General features: G+C 62.7%; 14 protein-coding genes. 8 read left to right on the top strand and 6 right to left on the bottom strand.

From position 1 onward, the window contains the following. Positions 1-220: 220 nt before the first annotated feature. The 3 genes from P3T17_RS01850 (at position 221) to P3T17_RS01840 (ending at position 3,881) form a co-directional block, all read left to right on the top strand. Positions 221-745, top strand: a complete 525-nt coding sequence (locus tag P3T17_RS01850; protein WP_074265999.1) for a hypothetical protein — start codon at positions 221-223, stop codon at positions 743-745. Between the two features lie 336 nt (positions 746-1,081). Next, complete coding sequence (locus tag P3T17_RS01845) at positions 1,082-2,683, top strand: L-lactate permease (RefSeq protein ID WP_429404360.1); 1,602 nt, start codon at positions 1,082-1,084, stop codon at positions 2,681-2,683. Between the two features lie 262 nt (positions 2,684-2,945). Further along, positions 2,946-3,881 carry a DMT family transporter gene (locus P3T17_RS01840; RefSeq protein ID WP_429404359.1) on the top strand — a complete coding sequence of 312 codons (936 nt, stop codon included), beginning with the start codon at positions 2,946-2,948 and terminating at the stop codon, positions 3,879-3,881. Between the two features lie 408 nt (positions 3,882-4,289). Here the strand turns inward: P3T17_RS01840 and P3T17_RS01835 are convergent, their stop codons facing one another. Together P3T17_RS01835 and bamC are read right to left on the bottom strand one after the other, a co-directional pair. Further along, positions 4,290-4,439, bottom strand: coding sequence for a hypothetical protein (locus P3T17_RS01835; RefSeq protein WP_429404357.1), 150 nt, complete (start codon positions 4,437-4,439; stop codon positions 4,290-4,292). Between the two features lie 152 nt (positions 4,440-4,591). Beyond that, positions 4,592-5,833: an outer membrane protein assembly factor BamC gene (gene bamC / locus P3T17_RS01830; protein ID WP_074264067.1), complete on the bottom strand. Its 1,242-nt coding sequence runs from the start codon at positions 5,831-5,833 to the stop codon at positions 4,592-4,594. Between the two features lie 470 nt (positions 5,834-6,303). On the opposite strand from bamC, the gene P3T17_RS01825 reads away from it, so the two are divergent. The 3 genes from P3T17_RS01825 to P3T17_RS01815 all read left to right on the top strand — a co-directional run bounded on the left by P3T17_RS01825 (position 6,304) and on the right by P3T17_RS01815 (position 10,156). Further along, the gene (locus tag P3T17_RS01825) at positions 6,304-6,750 is read left to right on the top strand and encodes a DUF2844 domain-containing protein (RefSeq protein WP_074264066.1); all 447 of its coding nucleotides are present in this window, start codon (positions 6,304-6,306) and stop codon (positions 6,748-6,750) included. 11 nt (positions 6,751-6,761) lie between these two features. Further along, entirely contained in the window at positions 6,762-8,015 is a 1,254-nt protein-coding gene (locus P3T17_RS01820; protein WP_429404355.1) for a DUF3443 domain-containing protein, read from the top strand. Between the two features lie 233 nt (positions 8,016-8,248). Continuing rightward, the gene (locus tag P3T17_RS01815) at positions 8,249-10,156 is read left to right on the top strand and encodes a glycosyl transferase family 1 (protein ID WP_429404353.1); all 1,908 of its coding nucleotides are present in this window, start codon (positions 8,249-8,251) and stop codon (positions 10,154-10,156) included. 96 nt (positions 10,157-10,252) lie between these two features. On the opposite strand, the gene P3T17_RS01810 is transcribed toward P3T17_RS01815, so the two are convergent. The 3 genes from P3T17_RS01810 to P3T17_RS01800 all read right to left on the bottom strand — a co-directional run bounded on the left by P3T17_RS01810 (position 10,253) and on the right by P3T17_RS01800 (position 12,924). Next, positions 10,253-10,870, bottom strand: a complete 618-nt coding sequence (locus P3T17_RS01810; RefSeq protein WP_429404351.1) for a hypothetical protein — start codon at positions 10,868-10,870, stop codon at positions 10,253-10,255. A 104-nt stretch (positions 10,871-10,974) separates the two neighbouring features. Then, the gene (locus P3T17_RS01805) at positions 10,975-11,289 is read right to left on the bottom strand and encodes a hypothetical protein (RefSeq protein ID WP_429404349.1); all 315 of its coding nucleotides are present in this window, start codon (positions 11,287-11,289) and stop codon (positions 10,975-10,977) included. 294 nt (positions 11,290-11,583) lie between these two features. After that, complete coding sequence (locus tag P3T17_RS01800; RefSeq protein WP_074264061.1) at positions 11,584-12,924, bottom strand: LLM class flavin-dependent oxidoreductase; 1,341 nt, start codon at positions 12,922-12,924, stop codon at positions 11,584-11,586. 158 nt (positions 12,925-13,082) lie between these two features. Between P3T17_RS01800 and P3T17_RS01795 the strand changes: the two genes are divergently transcribed. After that, entirely contained in the window at positions 13,083-13,931 is an 849-nt protein-coding gene (locus P3T17_RS01795) for a class I SAM-dependent methyltransferase (RefSeq protein ID WP_429404347.1), read from the top strand. 152 nt (positions 13,932-14,083) lie between these two features. Here the strand turns inward: P3T17_RS01795 and P3T17_RS01790 are convergent, their stop codons facing one another. Continuing rightward, entirely contained in the window at positions 14,084-15,061 is a 978-nt protein-coding gene (locus P3T17_RS01790; protein ID WP_429404345.1) for a transcriptional regulator GcvA, read from the bottom strand. Positions 15,062-15,347: 286 nt separating this feature from the next. Between P3T17_RS01790 and P3T17_RS01785 the strand changes: the two genes are divergently transcribed. After that, complete coding sequence (locus tag P3T17_RS01785) at positions 15,348-16,649, top strand: aminotransferase class I/II-fold pyridoxal phosphate-dependent enzyme (protein WP_429404343.1); 1,302 nt, start codon at positions 15,348-15,350, stop codon at positions 16,647-16,649. Positions 16,650-16,661: the final 12 nt, after the last annotated feature.

Raw genomic sequence — 16,661 nt, 5'->3', positions numbered from 1 at the left:
GGCGAGCTCTTTTCTTTTGCGGGCACGGTTTGAAGCGACCCGAATGCGCGCCAATCCCGACAAGCCCTTACCCAGGACACATCCGGCACGGCACTGAAATAAGCGGTAACCTGTTTGCAACCTGACCCGAATCGCTCAGGGGTATTCTGAGTGGAAGATGCCGGTTTGCAACCTCTCGAACATTAACCATCGCGGCATCGAGCTGCATCAGGAGCATGCCATGAGTCCACTTTCGGCTATCACCCGTCTTGGCGCCGCGGCTGCCGCGCTCGCCCTCGCGGGCTGTTACTACCCCTACGGCTACTATCCCTACGGCGCAAACGGCTACTACCCAACCACGGGTTCCTCGCAGACGTCCGTGGCGGTGAATGCGAACGGCGAGCCCGTTGGCGCGCTGAACCAGCACAACCCGATCCCCGCGCCGCCACCGCCGTCGGTAACGGCTTCGGGTAGCTATGTAGTGCCGTCACCGGCGGCGACCGCGGCTAGCCAGCAGATCTATACGCCGGCCCCGGATGTCGGGCCGGCCTATTCCGCTTATCCCTATGCGGCTTATCCGTATGCGGCCCCGGCCTATCCGTACTACGGATATGGCTACGGTTATGGTTACCCGTATTGGGGACCATCGGTATCAGTCGGGTTTGCCGGCTTCTGGGGCGGCGGCTGTTGCTGGGGTGGTGGCTGGCACGGCGGTGGCTGGCACGGCGGCGGTTGGCATGGCGGTGGCGGAGGCCATTGGCACTGAGCCGATGAACCGATGAGCCACGTCGGAACACACACCCAGCATCACCTATTTCCACGGCCTGTGACAGACCCAATCTGACCGCCAGGTCAGGCCCGCGCCAGGTGCCAGCCACCTGCGCGCCATCTAGGCCCATTGCCGCCCATACGCCGCTGGTTTCCCCGTCTTGACTGCGCCAGCGCGCGCTCTATCCTGATGCTGCCGCATGCATTATCTGTTTAAATAGAGAACACGGTGCTGTCCCACACGCAGCCATACCGTCATCCGTTCTGCCACATTCGACGCGTCACATAACATGCAGCGGGTCGCGTCGACTCGAACAACAACGAAGGAGACGTGATGTTTCACCAACTGTTGACCCCGATTAGCAATTCGCTATTCCCGTCGTTCATCGTCGCTGCACTACCTATCCTCGTGGTCCTCGTGCTGCTTGGCTGGGCCCGTCGCCCGGCATGGCAGGCGTCGCTCGCCGGACTGATCGTCGGGCTGCTGGTGGCGATCTTCGGCTGGCAATTTCCGGTCGGGCTTGCCATCAATACGGTCGTCGCCGGCGCGGTCTTCGCGCTCTGGCCGATCATGTGGATCGTCGTCGCGGCGATTCTGCTCTACAACATCGCGCAACGCTCGGGACGCTTTGCCGCGTTCCGCATGTGGATGATCGACAATCTGCCGAACGACCGCCGTATTGTGCTCGTCGTGATCGGCTTCTCGTTCGGCGCGCTGCTCGAAGGCATCTCCGGCTTCGGCACACCGGTCGCGATCACCAGCTCACTGCTGATCCTGCTCGGCTTCCCGACACTCGAAGCCCTGACCTTCACGCTGATCTTCGATACCGCGCCGGTCGCCTTCGGCGCGCTCGGCGTGCCGGTCACCGTGCTCGCCGCGGTCACGCACCTGCCGGCCAACAGCCTCGCCCAGATGATCGGCCGCCAGTTGCCGTTCTTCGCGTTCCTGCTGCCGTTCTATGTGATCGCCGTGTATGCGGGCTTTCGTAACATGCTGCGCATCTGGCCGGTGCTGCTGGTGGCCGGCGGCAGCTTCGCCGTCACCCAGTTCATCTCCTCGAACTACGTCAACTACAGCCTGACCGACGTGCTCTCGTCGCTGGTTTCGCTGATCGTGACGGTGTCGTTCCTGAAGTTCTGGAAGCCTGCCCCGGATCCGAAGTTCGCCATCAACGTCGATCGCATCAACGAAGTGCGCGACAGCAAGATCAGCGGCGCGCAGGGCTGGTATCCGTGGATCATCGTGTCAGTGGTCGTGATCGTCTGGACGATCGCCAAGGTCTTCACGATCGGCGACGTCAAGGTGCCGTGGCCCGGTCTCGACAAGGCGGTCTACATCACGCTGTATCACACGGCGTATGGGGCCATCTGGGACTTCCAGCCGCTCGCCACCGGCACGGCCATCCTGGTTGCCGCGATCATCACGGCGTTGCTGGTTAAGCTCTCGCTGGCCGAGTTCGGCCGCGCCATCGTCGACACCTGGGTGCAGACGCGCATCGCCATTCTGACGGTAGCGACCATCGTCGGGCTCGCCTATCTGATGAACTACTCCGGGCTCACCTACACGCTCGGTCTCGGCGTCGCGTCGGTGGGGGCATTCTTCCCGCTGGTGTCGGCGTTCCTCGGTTGGGTTGCCGTCTTCCTCTCGGGCAGCGACACGTCAGGCAATGCGCTGTTCGGTAATCTCCAGGTGGTGGCTGCCAACCAGCTCAACCTGAACCCGATCCTGATGGCAGCGACGAACTCGTCGGGCGGTGTGATGGGCAAGATGATCTCGCCGCAAAACATCTCCACCGGCGTTGCCACCACCGAACTCAAAGGCAAGGAAGGTGTGGTGTTCGCCAAGACGTTCAAGCACTCGCTGATTCTCACGATCGTGCTTGGCATCATCGTGTGGCTGCAGCAAAACTATCTGCAGTGGATGATTCCGCACTGAGCGAGCGCATAGCCGGAGGCATGACGGCGGGCACGCTTGAGGGCGTGCCCGTTTTTTTTTGCCTCGGCTTTCCGTCAATTTTCCTCACATAGCCGTGAGAATTGCTCGTTTTACGCAAACGAGCGCGCCGCCTACCCTATCCCCGTCGAAGAAGCCGGTCGGCAAGAAGATCTTGCTGTTTCATTCCAGCGTGAAATATCCGCGCGTTCACGCGGGTACCATCACTTCGCGTCCCGACTCAACCGCGCGAGACGCGCCTCAAATGAACTCCAGAAATCTGCTCCAGCTCATCATCCTCGCCGCCCTATGGGGAGCGTCGTTCCTTTTCATCCGGGTCGGCGTGACCGACTTCGGGGTCGCCCCGCTGATGGCCCTGCGGGTCGGCATCGGCGCACTGTCTCTCGCGATCGTGCTAATCGTGCGACGTCCACTGCGCGAGTCGCTCGCCACGCTGCGCAGCCGGGCCGTGCCGCTGGTGATAGTCGGCATTCTCAATTCGGCGGCGCCTTTCTGCCTGTTCGCGTATGCGGAGTTGACGCTGTCGGCGGGCGTTACCTCGGTGATCAACGCCAGCACGCCGCTGTGGGGCGCGCTCGTGGCCTTCCTCTGGTTAAAGGACCGCTTGAGCGCGTTGCGCAGCCTCGGCCTCGTAGTCGGTTTCCTCGGCGTGTTGATGCTGGTATGGGATCAGATTGCCTCGCCCCACGGCGGCAGCGCGACGCCATTGACCACCGCGCTCGCTGCGGCCGCCGCACTCGGCGCGACGCTGCTGTACGGCATTGCCGCCAACTATGCCAAACGGCACCTGAGCGGCGTCGACGCGCTCACCGTCGCCACCGGCACGATGACCGGCGCCACCGTGGTTTTGCTGCCGCTGGCGGTGATCTACTGGCCGGCCGCGCCGATCTCGCTGAACGCGTGGGGAGCGGTTATCGCACTGGGCGTTGCCTGCACGGGTGTCGCGTACATGCTGTACTTTCATCTGCTCGCCGCCATCGGTCCTGCAAAAACCATCACCGTCACCTTTGTGATCCCGATCTTCGGCATCCTGTGGGGCGCACTGTTTCTCGGCGAAAGCGTCTCGCCGGGGATGCTCGAAGGATGTGTGGTGATTCTGATCGGTACCGCGCTCGCCACGGGTGTGGTCAAACGGATTCCGTGGGTGAAGCCGCGCCGTCCCAGCAGCGCAGACACCTAAAACCGCTAGCGCAAAAAAAATAGCCCGCGCTTCATGGAAGCGCGGGCGAAACCGTCGCCCTACGAGGATAGGCGACGGGGCCACCAGGGCCGCGCGCGACGCGCGCAGGCCATCATCGGGCAAAACACCGGGTCGTTAGCCCGGGGCTGAATCGTGCTGTAGTGAGGCAAACCGACGTCGCGCGCCAGCACCGCGTGAGCGGCTTGCGTGCGGCCAGTCAGGCCTCATGAGGTAGATAAAGCAGCTTGTGTGCCAATCTGAAATACCTTTGACACGAAAACGCAGGTCATTGATTTTTATATTTATTTTTCGCGTCGTCGGGAAAAGAGGCGGGCTTTTGCGGCGCGTTACGCCGTAACGTCACGTTACGCGCGCTCGGCACACAAGCCCGCCCGGGCGGTGCGCCGTTCAGCGCACGCGCCATTTGGCGCGTGCCGCCACGCCCCGGACTCGCGTCGGCGCATGCCTCGACTCATGCGCCGAGAGGGCCGCGCCGCACACCAGCGCGAGAACGAGCAGGCTGGCTGCCCACATCCAGTAGGGAATCACGTCGAACATGGCAGGTCTCCTTGGTCTTGGTTCAGGCAGACAAGCAAACTCCATGCGAGGCGCACATCCGTTGCTGGGCCAGCCATAAGGCGCCGGCCACGGGCATAAAAAAGCCCGCCTGGAAGCCATACCAGGCGGGCTTTTGACGAAGCAGCGAGGGCTCAGTGCAACTGATCGACCACGAGGGCCATGATCTCTTTGGCCGGTTGCGACGAGTCGATATTGCCCTTGTCGTCAACCACGGCTACACGGGTCTGATCCGGCGTAACGGCCCGCACGTTCACCAGATACGTCTTGGCGACCTTCTCGGTATGGCCGTGCATGACCTGGCTCCAGAAGCCCTGCTCTTCCGAGCGCATGTCCTTCGGATCGACATAGCGGATCGAATACAGCCCGCGGGTACGGTCGCGGGTATCGACCGTGAAGTTGCTGCGGTCGAGCGCAAGACCCACGCGCGCCCATGCGCGATCGTACGGCTCGCCCAGCGTGAGTTCGGTGGAGGTGAACTGAGCCGAAGTGTTCGACGTCTGGTTCTGGTCCGGGAAGGGCTGCTGGGCTGCCAGCGCGACGTTTTGCGCAGCCGTCTTCGCAATAGCGGAACTCGACCCGGCGGTCGCCGCGCCCGGCGCCGTCTGCGTGCCGGCCGGCGAGAGAGCCGTGCTTTGCGTATCGCCCGAAGCGCCGCGCGCATCGGCCAGCGCCAGCGACGCCATCAGGCGCTTCAGGTATTCGGTTTCGAGGCCGGGATCGTTTGGCTTGGGCTGCCACGTGGTCGACTCGTTGTTCGCGCCGCTCAGGGCTTCCTGCATGCCCTTCTGGCTGATGAACACGTAGGTGCCGCCGTTCGGCGCCGTTTCGAGGCGGGTGCGGTACTTGTTACGCTCGGAAGCCACGTACGAGTTGCCCATCGCCTTCGACAGCGTGTCGCGGATCAGGCCGTCGTTGATCTGCGCGTGGGTCTCGTTCCAGTCGGTTTCCATCACGCCCTTGTCGCGCTGGTCGACCACCAGCAGGAAGCCCTGTTCCTGCCAGAAACGGCGGATTTGCGCCCAAGCCTGGTCGGGCGTCTTGTTGTCGATGACGAGCCAGCTTTCGGTGCCGTCACGCTGGATATGCATGCCTTTGACCGGCGGCAGCACGCCCAGGCTGGTAACCGGCGCCTGTGCCTGCACCTGGTTGAGGGCGGACAGCGAGGTTTGACCGCCCTGCGGCGGAAGCGAGCGCTGATCGGACGTCTCATCGATCAAGTTCGGCGGCACTGCCAGCGACACCTGCTTCGATTTGGAGTCGCTCTTGTAGTCAATCTGGGTCGGCGACGAGGTACCGCAACCGGCGACGCCGGCAACCAGCCCGCCTGCCACCAGCAATACTGCATACCGCTTGGTAAGACGAAGATCAGTCATGTTCAGGGAATCCTTCCGCTACGCCACGGCAAGTTTCCGTGGATCAACCCGTTATTTTACCGATCCCGGACCGACCTGTGCAAAAAGCCGGTTTGGCCCCTGCTGGACGACACCGAAAACACGGTTTTGAGGGCTTGCATCCACCCCTCGCCGAAGCGGTTGATAACACCTCGAAAAACGCGCCGAGCGCGCGCCAAAATCTGACACGAGGGGCAGATTTAGCTCCCACTCCGTCGGTGCAATTTAACAATTCACAACACTCCCGACAGCAACGTCAGAGAGTCCTGTCAGAAGCAATATCTCCTTGTTTTAACGGACCATTCCCGACTTCCGCGCCCGCTTCCTTTTGAGATTTGTAGCCAGTCCGCCAGGCCCCACCCACATTGATCAGGAAACCTCAGTGATATCTTGAATTCGTCATATTAAAAAACAATGAGAGGGCCGCCATGCAAGTGTCGAGGAACATCCTAATGCCTTTCTACAGAGGCGTCGTGCTATCGGCGGCGATCTCCGTATTACTTCCCGTGACAACCGCTCACGCGGCGCTCGGCGGCACTCTGGCCGGCATCGCGGGAACCCCGCCGGTGCCAATCCTCAACGGCGCCGTGGAGCGCCTCACGAGCGTGGACGCGGGCGGCACGACGATCAACGCCTACGCATCGAACACCGGTCAGATCTTCGCCTACACCTGGCAGGGCCCGACCGTGCCCGACCTGCCGGCGCTGCTCGGCCCCTACTACGCCTCCTATCGGGCCGGGGCGGCCGCTGCGCTCGCGGCGAGCCATGACCTGCACGACTCGCGCGTGGTCCAGCCCGACGTGATCGTCGAATCGGGCGGTCAGATGCGCAGCTACGTGGGCCGCACGTGGCTGCCGGGCGCGCTGCCTGCCGGCGTCACCCCTGACGATCTGCCATGAAGGAGCCCGCCATGAGGACCCACCTCGTCTTCTTTCTTTTCCTTTCCAGCGTGCTTTGCAGCGTACTCGCCGCCTGCGGCGGCGGAGGCGGGAGCGCCGCCAGCGGTGCCGCCGCGCCGGCGGCGGCGTCTGGCTCCACGAAAACGCCGACCACCCCAGCCAGCGCTCCGGCGGCGGTCGGGCAGTCCACCACGCCGAATGTGCAGCCGATCGCAGTCACCGCGGCGCCCGGACTCACCCGCAATATGCTCACCACCAGCGTCACGATCTGCGCGCCCGGCACCAGCAACTGCGCCACCATCGACAACATTCAGGTCGACACCGGCTCGCAGGGCTTGCGCATCCTCGCCTCGGCGCTGCCGGCCAGCCTGCAACTGGCGGCCCTGCCATCGGGCAGCGGCAGCGCCGGCGAATGCGCGGTGTTCGGCGGCGGCTACACGTGGGGAGCGGTGCGCAGCGCGGATGTCAGGATGGCCGGCCAGCTCGCCGCGTCGCTGCCGATCCAGCTGATCGCCGATCCCGTCGTGCCCACCGTACCGTCGGACTGCGCCGGCACAGGCCTCGCCATGCAGACAGTGGCCACATTGCGCGCCAACGGCATTCTCGGCGTTGGCCTGTTCGCGGCGGATTGCGGCGGCACCTGCAACAGTTCCGCGGCGCCGCGCTGGTACTACAGCTGCACCGCGAGCGGCGCCTGTCAGGCGAGTGCCCAGCCGCTCGCCCAGCAGGTCACCAACCCCGTGAGCGCGTTCCCCCTCGACAACAACGGCGTCGTGATCGACCTGCCGGCGGTGGCGGCGGGCGGCGCGCCGTCGGTGGCGGGATCGCTTATTTTCGGGATCGGCACCCAGGCCAATAACGTGCTCGGCGGCGCCACCGTGCTGCGGGCGAATTCACAGAGCGGCTACGTGACCACGGTCAGCGGCGCGCAAACGTACTCGCAAAGCTACCTGGACAGCGGCTCGAACGCGCTCTTTATCGCCAACGCGGGGTTGCCTGAATGCGGCCTGTGGTATTGCCCGGCTGCGACGGTATCGGCCAGCGCGAGCATCCGGGGCACGGACGGCACCAGTTCGACGGTGGCCTATTCGGTGGGCAATTCGAGGACGCTGTTCAACAGCACCAACAACGCCTTCGACAACCTTGCCGGCATCACCAGCAACAGCTTCGGCTGGGGCCTGCCATTCTTCTACGGACGGCGCATCTACACGGCCATCGAGTCGCGCCTTACCTCGGCCGGCAGCGGTCCTTACTACGCCTTCTGAGACATGACGATGGGGTCCCGGCCTGCGTGCAAGGAAAATTCCCAAAGTCCCAGGCCGGGCTTATTTGATACAGGCCAACTGCGATAATCCGATTCTTGAGCGGCAACATTTCAACATTGTTAGTCGTGCCTATCTTTAAAGAATCGAAACCATGGCGTTCACGCTTTCGCCTGCAGATCTTCATTGCTGCTCGCGCGACGAAGATCCCGTTGTCTGTATAGAAGATTGAAGGAATGGAAGACTCATTTTTGCTCGACGAATTCGAGCAACTCGTATATAGCCAGGCGCACGACCAGGCTTCGGTCAAGTTCGTCGCGGCGCTGGCGCTCCTGCAAATGAAGCGTGGCCAGCTGGATGAGAGCTTTCGTGCTTCGGGCATGGAAGGATTATCAACTGCCGAGCAGCATGAGCGCTTTTGCACGCGTCTGACGAGTGCAGCATCCACGCTATTCGCCAACCCGGAGTATCGCCCTCACGCAGTATGCTTGCAGCTGATGCTGACGCTGCACGAGTGGATCAGCGTGCTGTTTTCATCCACGGCGTTCGGCAACGCGGATCACGTGGTACGCCACCTGAATCCGCGCGGTCCTACCGACCGGCAATTCATGCCCGGCGACCGTTTCGTCGAAAAGCTGTGCGTGCTCTATTCGAGCGAGTCGGACCTTGAGCTCGACTTTGCCGCCCTGTGGGCGCACGACAAAACCATGGCCGCCTGCCTCGCATTGGTCCTGATGGCGCCGCTCTTTCACGGCTCGGCCAATGCACACGGCAAACGCGAGGCGCTGCTGGAATGGCTGCCCGGCAGGCTGCGGCAGATCGACGATCTCGACGACCTGCCCTCGGCCGTACTGCACAACGCGTATATGTTCTGCAGCTACGCCGACACGCCGCGGCGTCACGCGGTGAAGCGCGACATCAACGTGCTGGTGCGCCGCAAGCTCGACCAGCTTGGCCTGACCGATCTGCCTCCGCCTGTACAGCCGCGCCTCACCGACGGCGCGCGGCGCGGCAAGAAACCGTTGATGCTGGTGGTGGTCGAGTGGTTCGGCGGCGCGCATTCAATCTATCGCACGCATTCGCGGACCATCGAAGCCGCCCGCGAGCATTTCGAAGTGGTCGGCTTCGGTTTCGGCTACGCGATCGACGACGCGGGCCGCGCCGTCTTCGACCGCTTTATCGAACTCGAGCAGCCGGACTACATCGGCGAATGCCTGAAAACGATCCGCGATTTCGCCGTGGCCGAGCAACCGGACGTGCTCTATATGCCGAGCGTCGGTATGTTCGTCCTGACGGTGTTCATGTCGAACCTGCGGATCGCGCCGCTGCAGATAGCAGCCCTGGGCCATCCGGCCACCACCCACTCGGACAAGATCGATTACATCAGCGTCGAAGAAGATTACGTCGGCGATGCGGCATGTTTCAGCGAACGCCTGCTAAGACTGCCCAAGGACGGCCAGCCGTACCGGGCATCGCTCGCGCTGCCCGAGATCGCTCCACGCGTGCCGCAGCGGCGCGAGACTGTCCAGATCGTCATCACCGCGAGTCCGATGAAGCTCAATCCGGCCTTTCTCGATGCCTGCAGGCAGATTCAGGAGCGCGCGGGGCTTCCGGTGCAATTCCACTTCATGACCGGCAATAGCTACGGCTTGCCGCTCCAGCACATGCGCCGCGTCATCGGCGCGGCCGTGCCCGGCGCCATCACGCATGGCTTTCACCAATACGCCGACTACCTGGCGCGCGTCGACGATTCGGATCTGTTCCTGAGCCCCTTCCCGTTCGGCAACACCAACGGGATCGTCGACGCGTTCACGCTTGGCCTGCCGGGGGTGTGCAAGACCGGTCCGGAGGTGTTCGAGCGTATCGACGGCGCGCTGTTCGCACGCGCTGGCATGCCGGCATGGACCACGGCGCAGACAGTCGAGGATTATGTCGAAGCGGCGGTGCGAATGGTGACCCGGCACGACGAACGCGAGGCCTTGCGCCGCCAGTTGATCGAGACCAAGGCGGTGGAGCGGTTCTTCGAGGGATGTCCGGAGGTATTCGGCGAGCGCGTGCTGCGTCTCGTGCGCGAGGAGCGCAGGCGTAATGCGCGAGCGGCGGTGGCTGGTGCTGCCGGTGCTAACACCGTCGCCCACGCTTGAGGTTTGGAGAACGCGCGCCCGGGTCACGGGCCGCCGGCCTGCACGCCCCGCCAGAAGATCAGACGGGGCTTGGCGGCTCAACTCACGGCAACGCGGTTATTCCTGGGTATCGCTCGCGGCGGTGTCGTTGGTCTTCACGAGTTCCGGGGGCGCCAGCCAACGGAACGACGCCAGATTCAGGCCGTCGAACCTGCATTCGACAGCGGCAGACTTGACCACCTTCTTGGGCTTGACCGGTTTGCCATTCGCCGCCGCCGCAGAGGCGCCCGACGCAGCTGCGACGACCGTGGCTGGCTTGGCCGTCGTGCTCACCGCGTCCGACGCCGCAACCGACGAGTCCACCGCAGCAGCGGCCGCCGCCGAAGCCATCTGCCCGTGCGACGCCCGCGGACTAGCGGAGGCCACTGAAACAGCCGAAGCCGCCGCAGCCCCCGAGGCCCCCTTGGGCGCCGACGCCGCCGCGACTTCCGAAGCCGTCTGCATATGCGACAGCGACGCCTCGACCACCACCCGCGAACCGTGGATGCCGGTACCCGTGTGATCGACGGACAGCTTGTCGATCGACGCCTCGGGCATCTGCTCAGGCGACACGTCAGCCAGCTTGCTGCGCATCGCCTGTTCACACGCGTCGGTGTTCTTGTAGACTGCCGTGCACCCCGCGAGCACCACGGCGGCGGTCGTTACGCATGCGATAGATAGAGTGCGGATCTTCATTGATATTCCGGTTTTCAGGCTGTCGGCATTGTAGCGTACGGGCCGCGCTGCGCGCCTGAAAGCCGGACGCATGATCCGCACCTGCGGATCATGCGCACATACGCTCAGTTCGACGGGGCCACAGCGGTGCGCACACCGGCGAGCGGCGCGCCGTACCCGCCCGCCTCCACATTGTTCGGCAGTCCATTGGCCAGTTGCGCGCGCGGATCCACCGGGTTGAGGTTCATTTCACCGGCCTGCTGATTGCCGTGCGACGGATATTCGCTGCCCAGCGCCGCGTTCGGCATCAACTGCTTGCCGTTCTGAGGGGCATTCACATCGTCCTGCGGAGAAAGCCCCTGCGCGCCTGCTTGAGCCGCGACGCCCAACGCTGCCGCACACAATACGGCCTGCCAAAACTTCTTCGATGTTAGTTCCATGTTGCCTCCGACAAAGTGAAGTGGGTCGCGTACGCCGCATTGCCCGCAAGATTGCGCGCAAACATATCTGCAAACTCATCTGCCAAATTAGCTGCAGTAATTCGACCGGACCTTGTACCAGCATAGACGAGTCGCGATGCTCTTGCATGGCAGGACTGCCATGTACGCATCCTTTATACGCAGGCCGCGCGCGGCTGGTTTCAACCTTCGTGTTTCGCCCCTTCACTTCGCTTGAAAAGCCGTATGCTGTTTACGTTTCACCTCCGTTTCAGGGGTGCCATCGGTAACCCGCAGTCACGTGCGGAAAAACCGGTTCTCCGGCCGCGGCAGCCCAAGATTTTCGCGTAACGTTGCGCCTTCGTATTCACGCCGGAAAATACCTCTGCGCTGCAACTCGGGAATTACCTTGTCGACGAAATCGTCGAGGCCGCCAGGCAGGTACGGGAACATTACGTTGAAACCATCCGAGCCTTCGCCGACCAGCCACGCCTCCATCTGATCGGCGATCATCGCGGGCGTGCCCACCATTTCCAGTCCTGAATAACCGCCGATGCGCTGCGCCAGTTGACGGATGGTGAGCTTGTCGCGCTCGGCCCATTCAACGACGCGCAAGCGGCTCGTGCGGCTCGCATTGCTCTCGGGAATTTCCGGCAGCGGACCATCTGGATCGAAGCCCGACACATCGTGTCCGAGTGCGATGGAAAGCGACGCGATACCGCTGTCGTAATGCACGAATGTGTCCAGACGTGCGCGCTTTTCCAGCGCCTCATCGAGCGTGTCGCCAACCACCACGAACGCGGCCGGCAGAATCTTCATATGGTCACGCGAGCGCCCGAGTTTCTCCATGCGGCCTTTGACATCTGCGTAAAAGCGTTGACCGTCCGCAAGCGTCGTCTGCGCAGTGAAAACCGCCTCTGCAGTTTCGGCGGCGATCTGCCGTCCCGCTTCGGATGAACCGGCCTGGACGATCACAGGCCAGCCCTGCACCGGACGTGCAATGTTGAGCGGCCCGCGCACCGAATAGTATTCGCCCTTGTGATCGAGCACATGCAGCTTGTCCGGATCGAAGAAGATGCCGGACTCGACGTCGCGAATCAGCGCATCGTCGGCCCAGCTGTCCCACAGTCCGGTGACGACATCGAAGAACTCGCGCGCGCGGCGATATCGTTCGTCATGCTCAACATGTTCTTCGAGACCAAAGTTGAGCGCGGCGTCCGGGTTCGAGGTGGTGACGAGATTCCAGCCCGCGCGGCCGCCGCTGATGTGATCGAGCGAGGCAAAGCGGCGCGCGACGTGATAAGGCGCGTCGAACGTCGTAGACCCCGTGGCGATCAGGCCGAGACGCTCGGTCACGGCGGCGAGCGCCGGCAACAAGGTCATCGGTTCGAACGAGGTGACCGTGTGACTGCGTTTGAGCGCCTCCACCGGCATGTTGAGCACGGCCAGATGATCGGCCATGAAAAACGCGTCGAAACGTCCACGCTCGAGTGTCTGTGCGAAGCGCTTCATGTGCGAGAAGTTGAAGTTGGCGTCGGGGTAGGCGCCCGGATAGCGCCATGCGCCGGTATGGATCGTCACAGGGCGCATGAAGGCGCCGAGGCGCAACTGGCGTGGCGGGCGTGGCTGGCTAGACATGCAGGACTCTCCGGTTGATCGGCTAACTGGCGAGTTACGATACGCCGAATCCACGGAACCTGCTGAAACCGCGCCCGCGTGCAAAGCGCGCCACAAACGCTTATCTTTACGCCTGTTGCCGTTTGCATTGCGGCCCACCCGAACCCATCACAGGCGCCATGACTCACCACTCCCATCCGATGCTTCGCACGCTGCGCAACACCCTCGCCGGACTGACCGCCACGCTACTCGTTGCGGCCTGCGCGTGCGTCCCATCGAACGATAGCTCGCTAGCCTCGGCCGTCGCCGGCCCGCAGCGCAGCGACGCCGCGAAGGCGCGCGACGTCTATCGCCATCCGCAAGGCACGCTGCAGTTCTTCGAGATCGCGCCGACGCAAACGGTCCTCGAAATTGCGCCGGGTGGCGGCTGGTACACGGACATTCTCGCGCCCTACCTGCACGATCACGGCACGCTCTACGAGGCCGAATACGAAAGCCCGTCGCCGGCCGCCGCGGCAGAAGAGAAGGCAGGTGACGCCGCATTCGCCCGCAAGCTGGCGGCGACACCGGCCCTCTACGGCAAGGTCGTCGTCGGCACGCTGCAGGCGGGACAGTTCAATGGCTTCGAGGCGAACGGCAACGTCGACCGCGTTCTCACGTTCCGCAATATCCACAACTGGATCAAGGACGGCCAGATCGACGCCAACCTGCAAGCGTTCTACCGCGCGCTGAAGCCGGGTGGCATCCTCGGCGTCGAAGAGCATCGCGCGGCGCCGGGCACGTCGCTGCAACAGATGATCGACAGCGGCTATGTCACCGAAGCCTACGTGATTGAACATGCGCAGGCCGCCGGGTTCAAGCTGGCCGGCAGCAGCGAGATCAACAGCAATCCGCGCGACACCAAGGACTATCCGCACGGCGTCTGGTCCCTGCCGCCGACCTACGAAGGCGGCAGTGTCGATAAGGCGCGCTTTGCCGCGATTGGGGAATCGGATCGCATGACGTTGAGGTTCGTGAAGCCGAATTGATGACACGCAGCAGGCCGGGCGGTGCGTGGTGGCAAAGACGCACGGGTCCGGGAACGGAAGGGGTTGCGCATCGGGAACGCCACGAAAATCGTCGTCCTGACGCCGATCAATACGGATAGTTCGCCGAAAATCGAATGGCGTTTCCGCTGATGTCATTCACGCACTTTCGCGACCTCAGCATCGCCAGGTTCAACTTCGTCGTCAAAATCGGCAACATGATTGTCGGGCCGACTTTCTGCATGTCCGATCACGCCGGTAAGCCAGGAGCGCAACGCGACGACCTTCGCGCAGTTAGCGAGATCGCGCGGCGAGACGAGATAGAAGGCGCGATCGGTCGTGACCGACTTGCCGAACGGCGCGACCAGTCGGCCGGCGCGCAGGTCGTCCTCGACATAGGCGCGCCGGCCGATGCATACGCCCTGGCCGTCTGCGGCGGTCTGCATGGCCATCAGCGCGAGATCGAAAGTGAGGCGCGGGCCACCCGCCAGGTTGGCAGGTAGCCCGGCCGCCTCGAGCCAGATGCTCCAGTCGTTGCTGGTCACTCCGCTCACCTGCAGCAGCGTGTGATGGGCGAGATTGTCGATGCTTGTGAGCGGATGTTTGCCCGTCAGCAACTTCGGACTGCATACGGGGAAAATCTCATCGGCCATCAGCCAGTCGGCGCGCAGCCCTTTCCATTCACCGCTGCCGTAACGAATTGCCGTGTCGGCGCCGCCGACCACGAAATCGACGAGGTCGGTAGAGGCGCTTACGCGAATGTCGATCTCGGGATGCTCGAGACGAAACGAGCCCAGACGCGGCAGCAACCATTTTGACGCAAACGTGGCAAGTGTGGAAATGGTGAGCGTGTTGTTATTACAGCCCTCGAGCAATTGCTCGGTGGAAAAACGCAGTTGATCGAACGCAAGGCTCACACCTTGCAGATAGGCCTGCCCCGAGGCAGTCAGTTCGAGCCGCTCTTTGAAGCGGTGAAACAGGCGGATTCCCAGTTCATCCTCGAGACGCCGGACCTGATGGCTGATCGCCGTCTGTGTGACGTTCAGTTCGGAGGCCGCTTTCGTGAAACTCATATGACGCGCCGCACATTCAAATACTTTCAGACCGTTCAGTGATGGAAGTTTTCCCGCCATTGGATCGCACCGTGTACTGGGTAGCGGTAAAGAAACAGAGCTTTAGCAGCAGAGATTCGAACGGTATTAACCGGTTGTGGGCATATCAAAGTTTTCCGACAGAAAACATGTCACCTGGATGATTAAATCAACGAACCGGCGCACTGAAACCAGGCCCATGACAATTTCTCATATGGTAGCACGCAAGATGTCATTTGCCGAGAAGCTGGCTTCTTGCGATGCTTCGCGCCGTATCTTTGCCGTAAATCCCACCCGTAAGCAGCATATTCAATCGACGGATATACCAATGAATAATCTCAATAATATCGACATCGGCGCGTTGACTAAACCGAGGGCGCGTAATGCAGCAAGAATGGCAGAAATTAGCGGACCTCATTTTAATGCAGCATATGAGAAAGGATTGATGGGCGTATCGTGCCGCGTGGGCGATTTTCGTCGCATCGAAATCGCGGCCACCGGGCAGCAGGTGGTTGACTACACACGTTGCGGCTATCTGAACCTCGACAGCCATCCGCGTGTGCTCGCCGCCGCTCGCGCCGCGGCCGACGAGATCAAGTCGGTGCACTTCTCGGTGGCGCGCACACGCCTGTCAGCAGAACCACTGGCCCGTCTGGAACGCACGCTGTCGAACCTGTTCCATGTCAACGGCGTGGTCGTGTTCCCGACTGTTGCAGCCGCCAACATGGGCGCGCTACCGCTGCTCGCGGCGGGCCTGTTCACGGATGGTGTCAAGCCACTGATCGTATTCGACCGCTTCGCCCACGTCACACTGCAATATCATATCCCTGTGCTGCGTGAGGAAACCGATGTGATCGTGATCGAGCACAACGATCTCGAACAGCTCGAGCGTCTGTGCCAGACCCATCCGCTGGTCGCCTATGTCGGCGACGGCGCCTACTCGATGGGTGGCGCGGCACCTGTGCGCGAACTACGCGCGCTGCAGGACAAGTATGGCTTGTTCGTCTATCTCGACGACGCACACGGCATCTCGGTCGTCGGCAAGCGCGGCGAAGGTTTCGTTCGCTCGCAACTACGCTCACTCGATCACCGCACGATCGTCGCAGCCTCGCTCGGGAAAGGCTACGGCGCAGCAGGTGGCATGTTGATGCTCGGCTCGCGCGACATCGAAAACGCTGTGCGCCGTTATGCGCCAACCTACGGTTTCTCATGCGCGCCGAGCATGGCTTCGGTGGGTGCGGCGCTGGCATCGGCCGAGATCCACATGAGTGAGGAACTCGGCATGCTGCAACGTTCCCTGCAGCAGAACCTGGCTCTATTCGATCACGTGATCCCGACCGAGACGATCGGCAGTCAGTTGCCGATCCGCATCTACCGCATCGGCAATGAGGAGCGCGCAATCGCAACAGGCGAATATCTGCTCGAACGCGGTCATTACGCCTCGGTGGTGTTCTTCCCGACCGTACCGCGTGGCGAGGCTGCACTACGCATGGCTGTCACAGCAGCACACGATCCAGACGACATACGCGAGCTTTCCGCCCTGCTGCGCGCGGCCGAGAGCGAGGAGACGATGGAGATCAATCGCGTGGCCATTGCGGGTTCGGGCGAAGCCGCGCCGGCGCTCGTCTGACGCCATCCGTTT

The sequence above is a fragment of the Paraburkholderia sp. GAS82 genome, assembly GCF_050436285.1.
Lineage (GTDB): Bacteria > Pseudomonadota > Gammaproteobacteria > Burkholderiales > Burkholderiaceae > Paraburkholderia > Paraburkholderia phenazinium_B.
The sequence above is the reverse complement of the archived record's forward strand: the minus strand, read 5'-3'. Positions and strand labels throughout refer to the sequence as shown.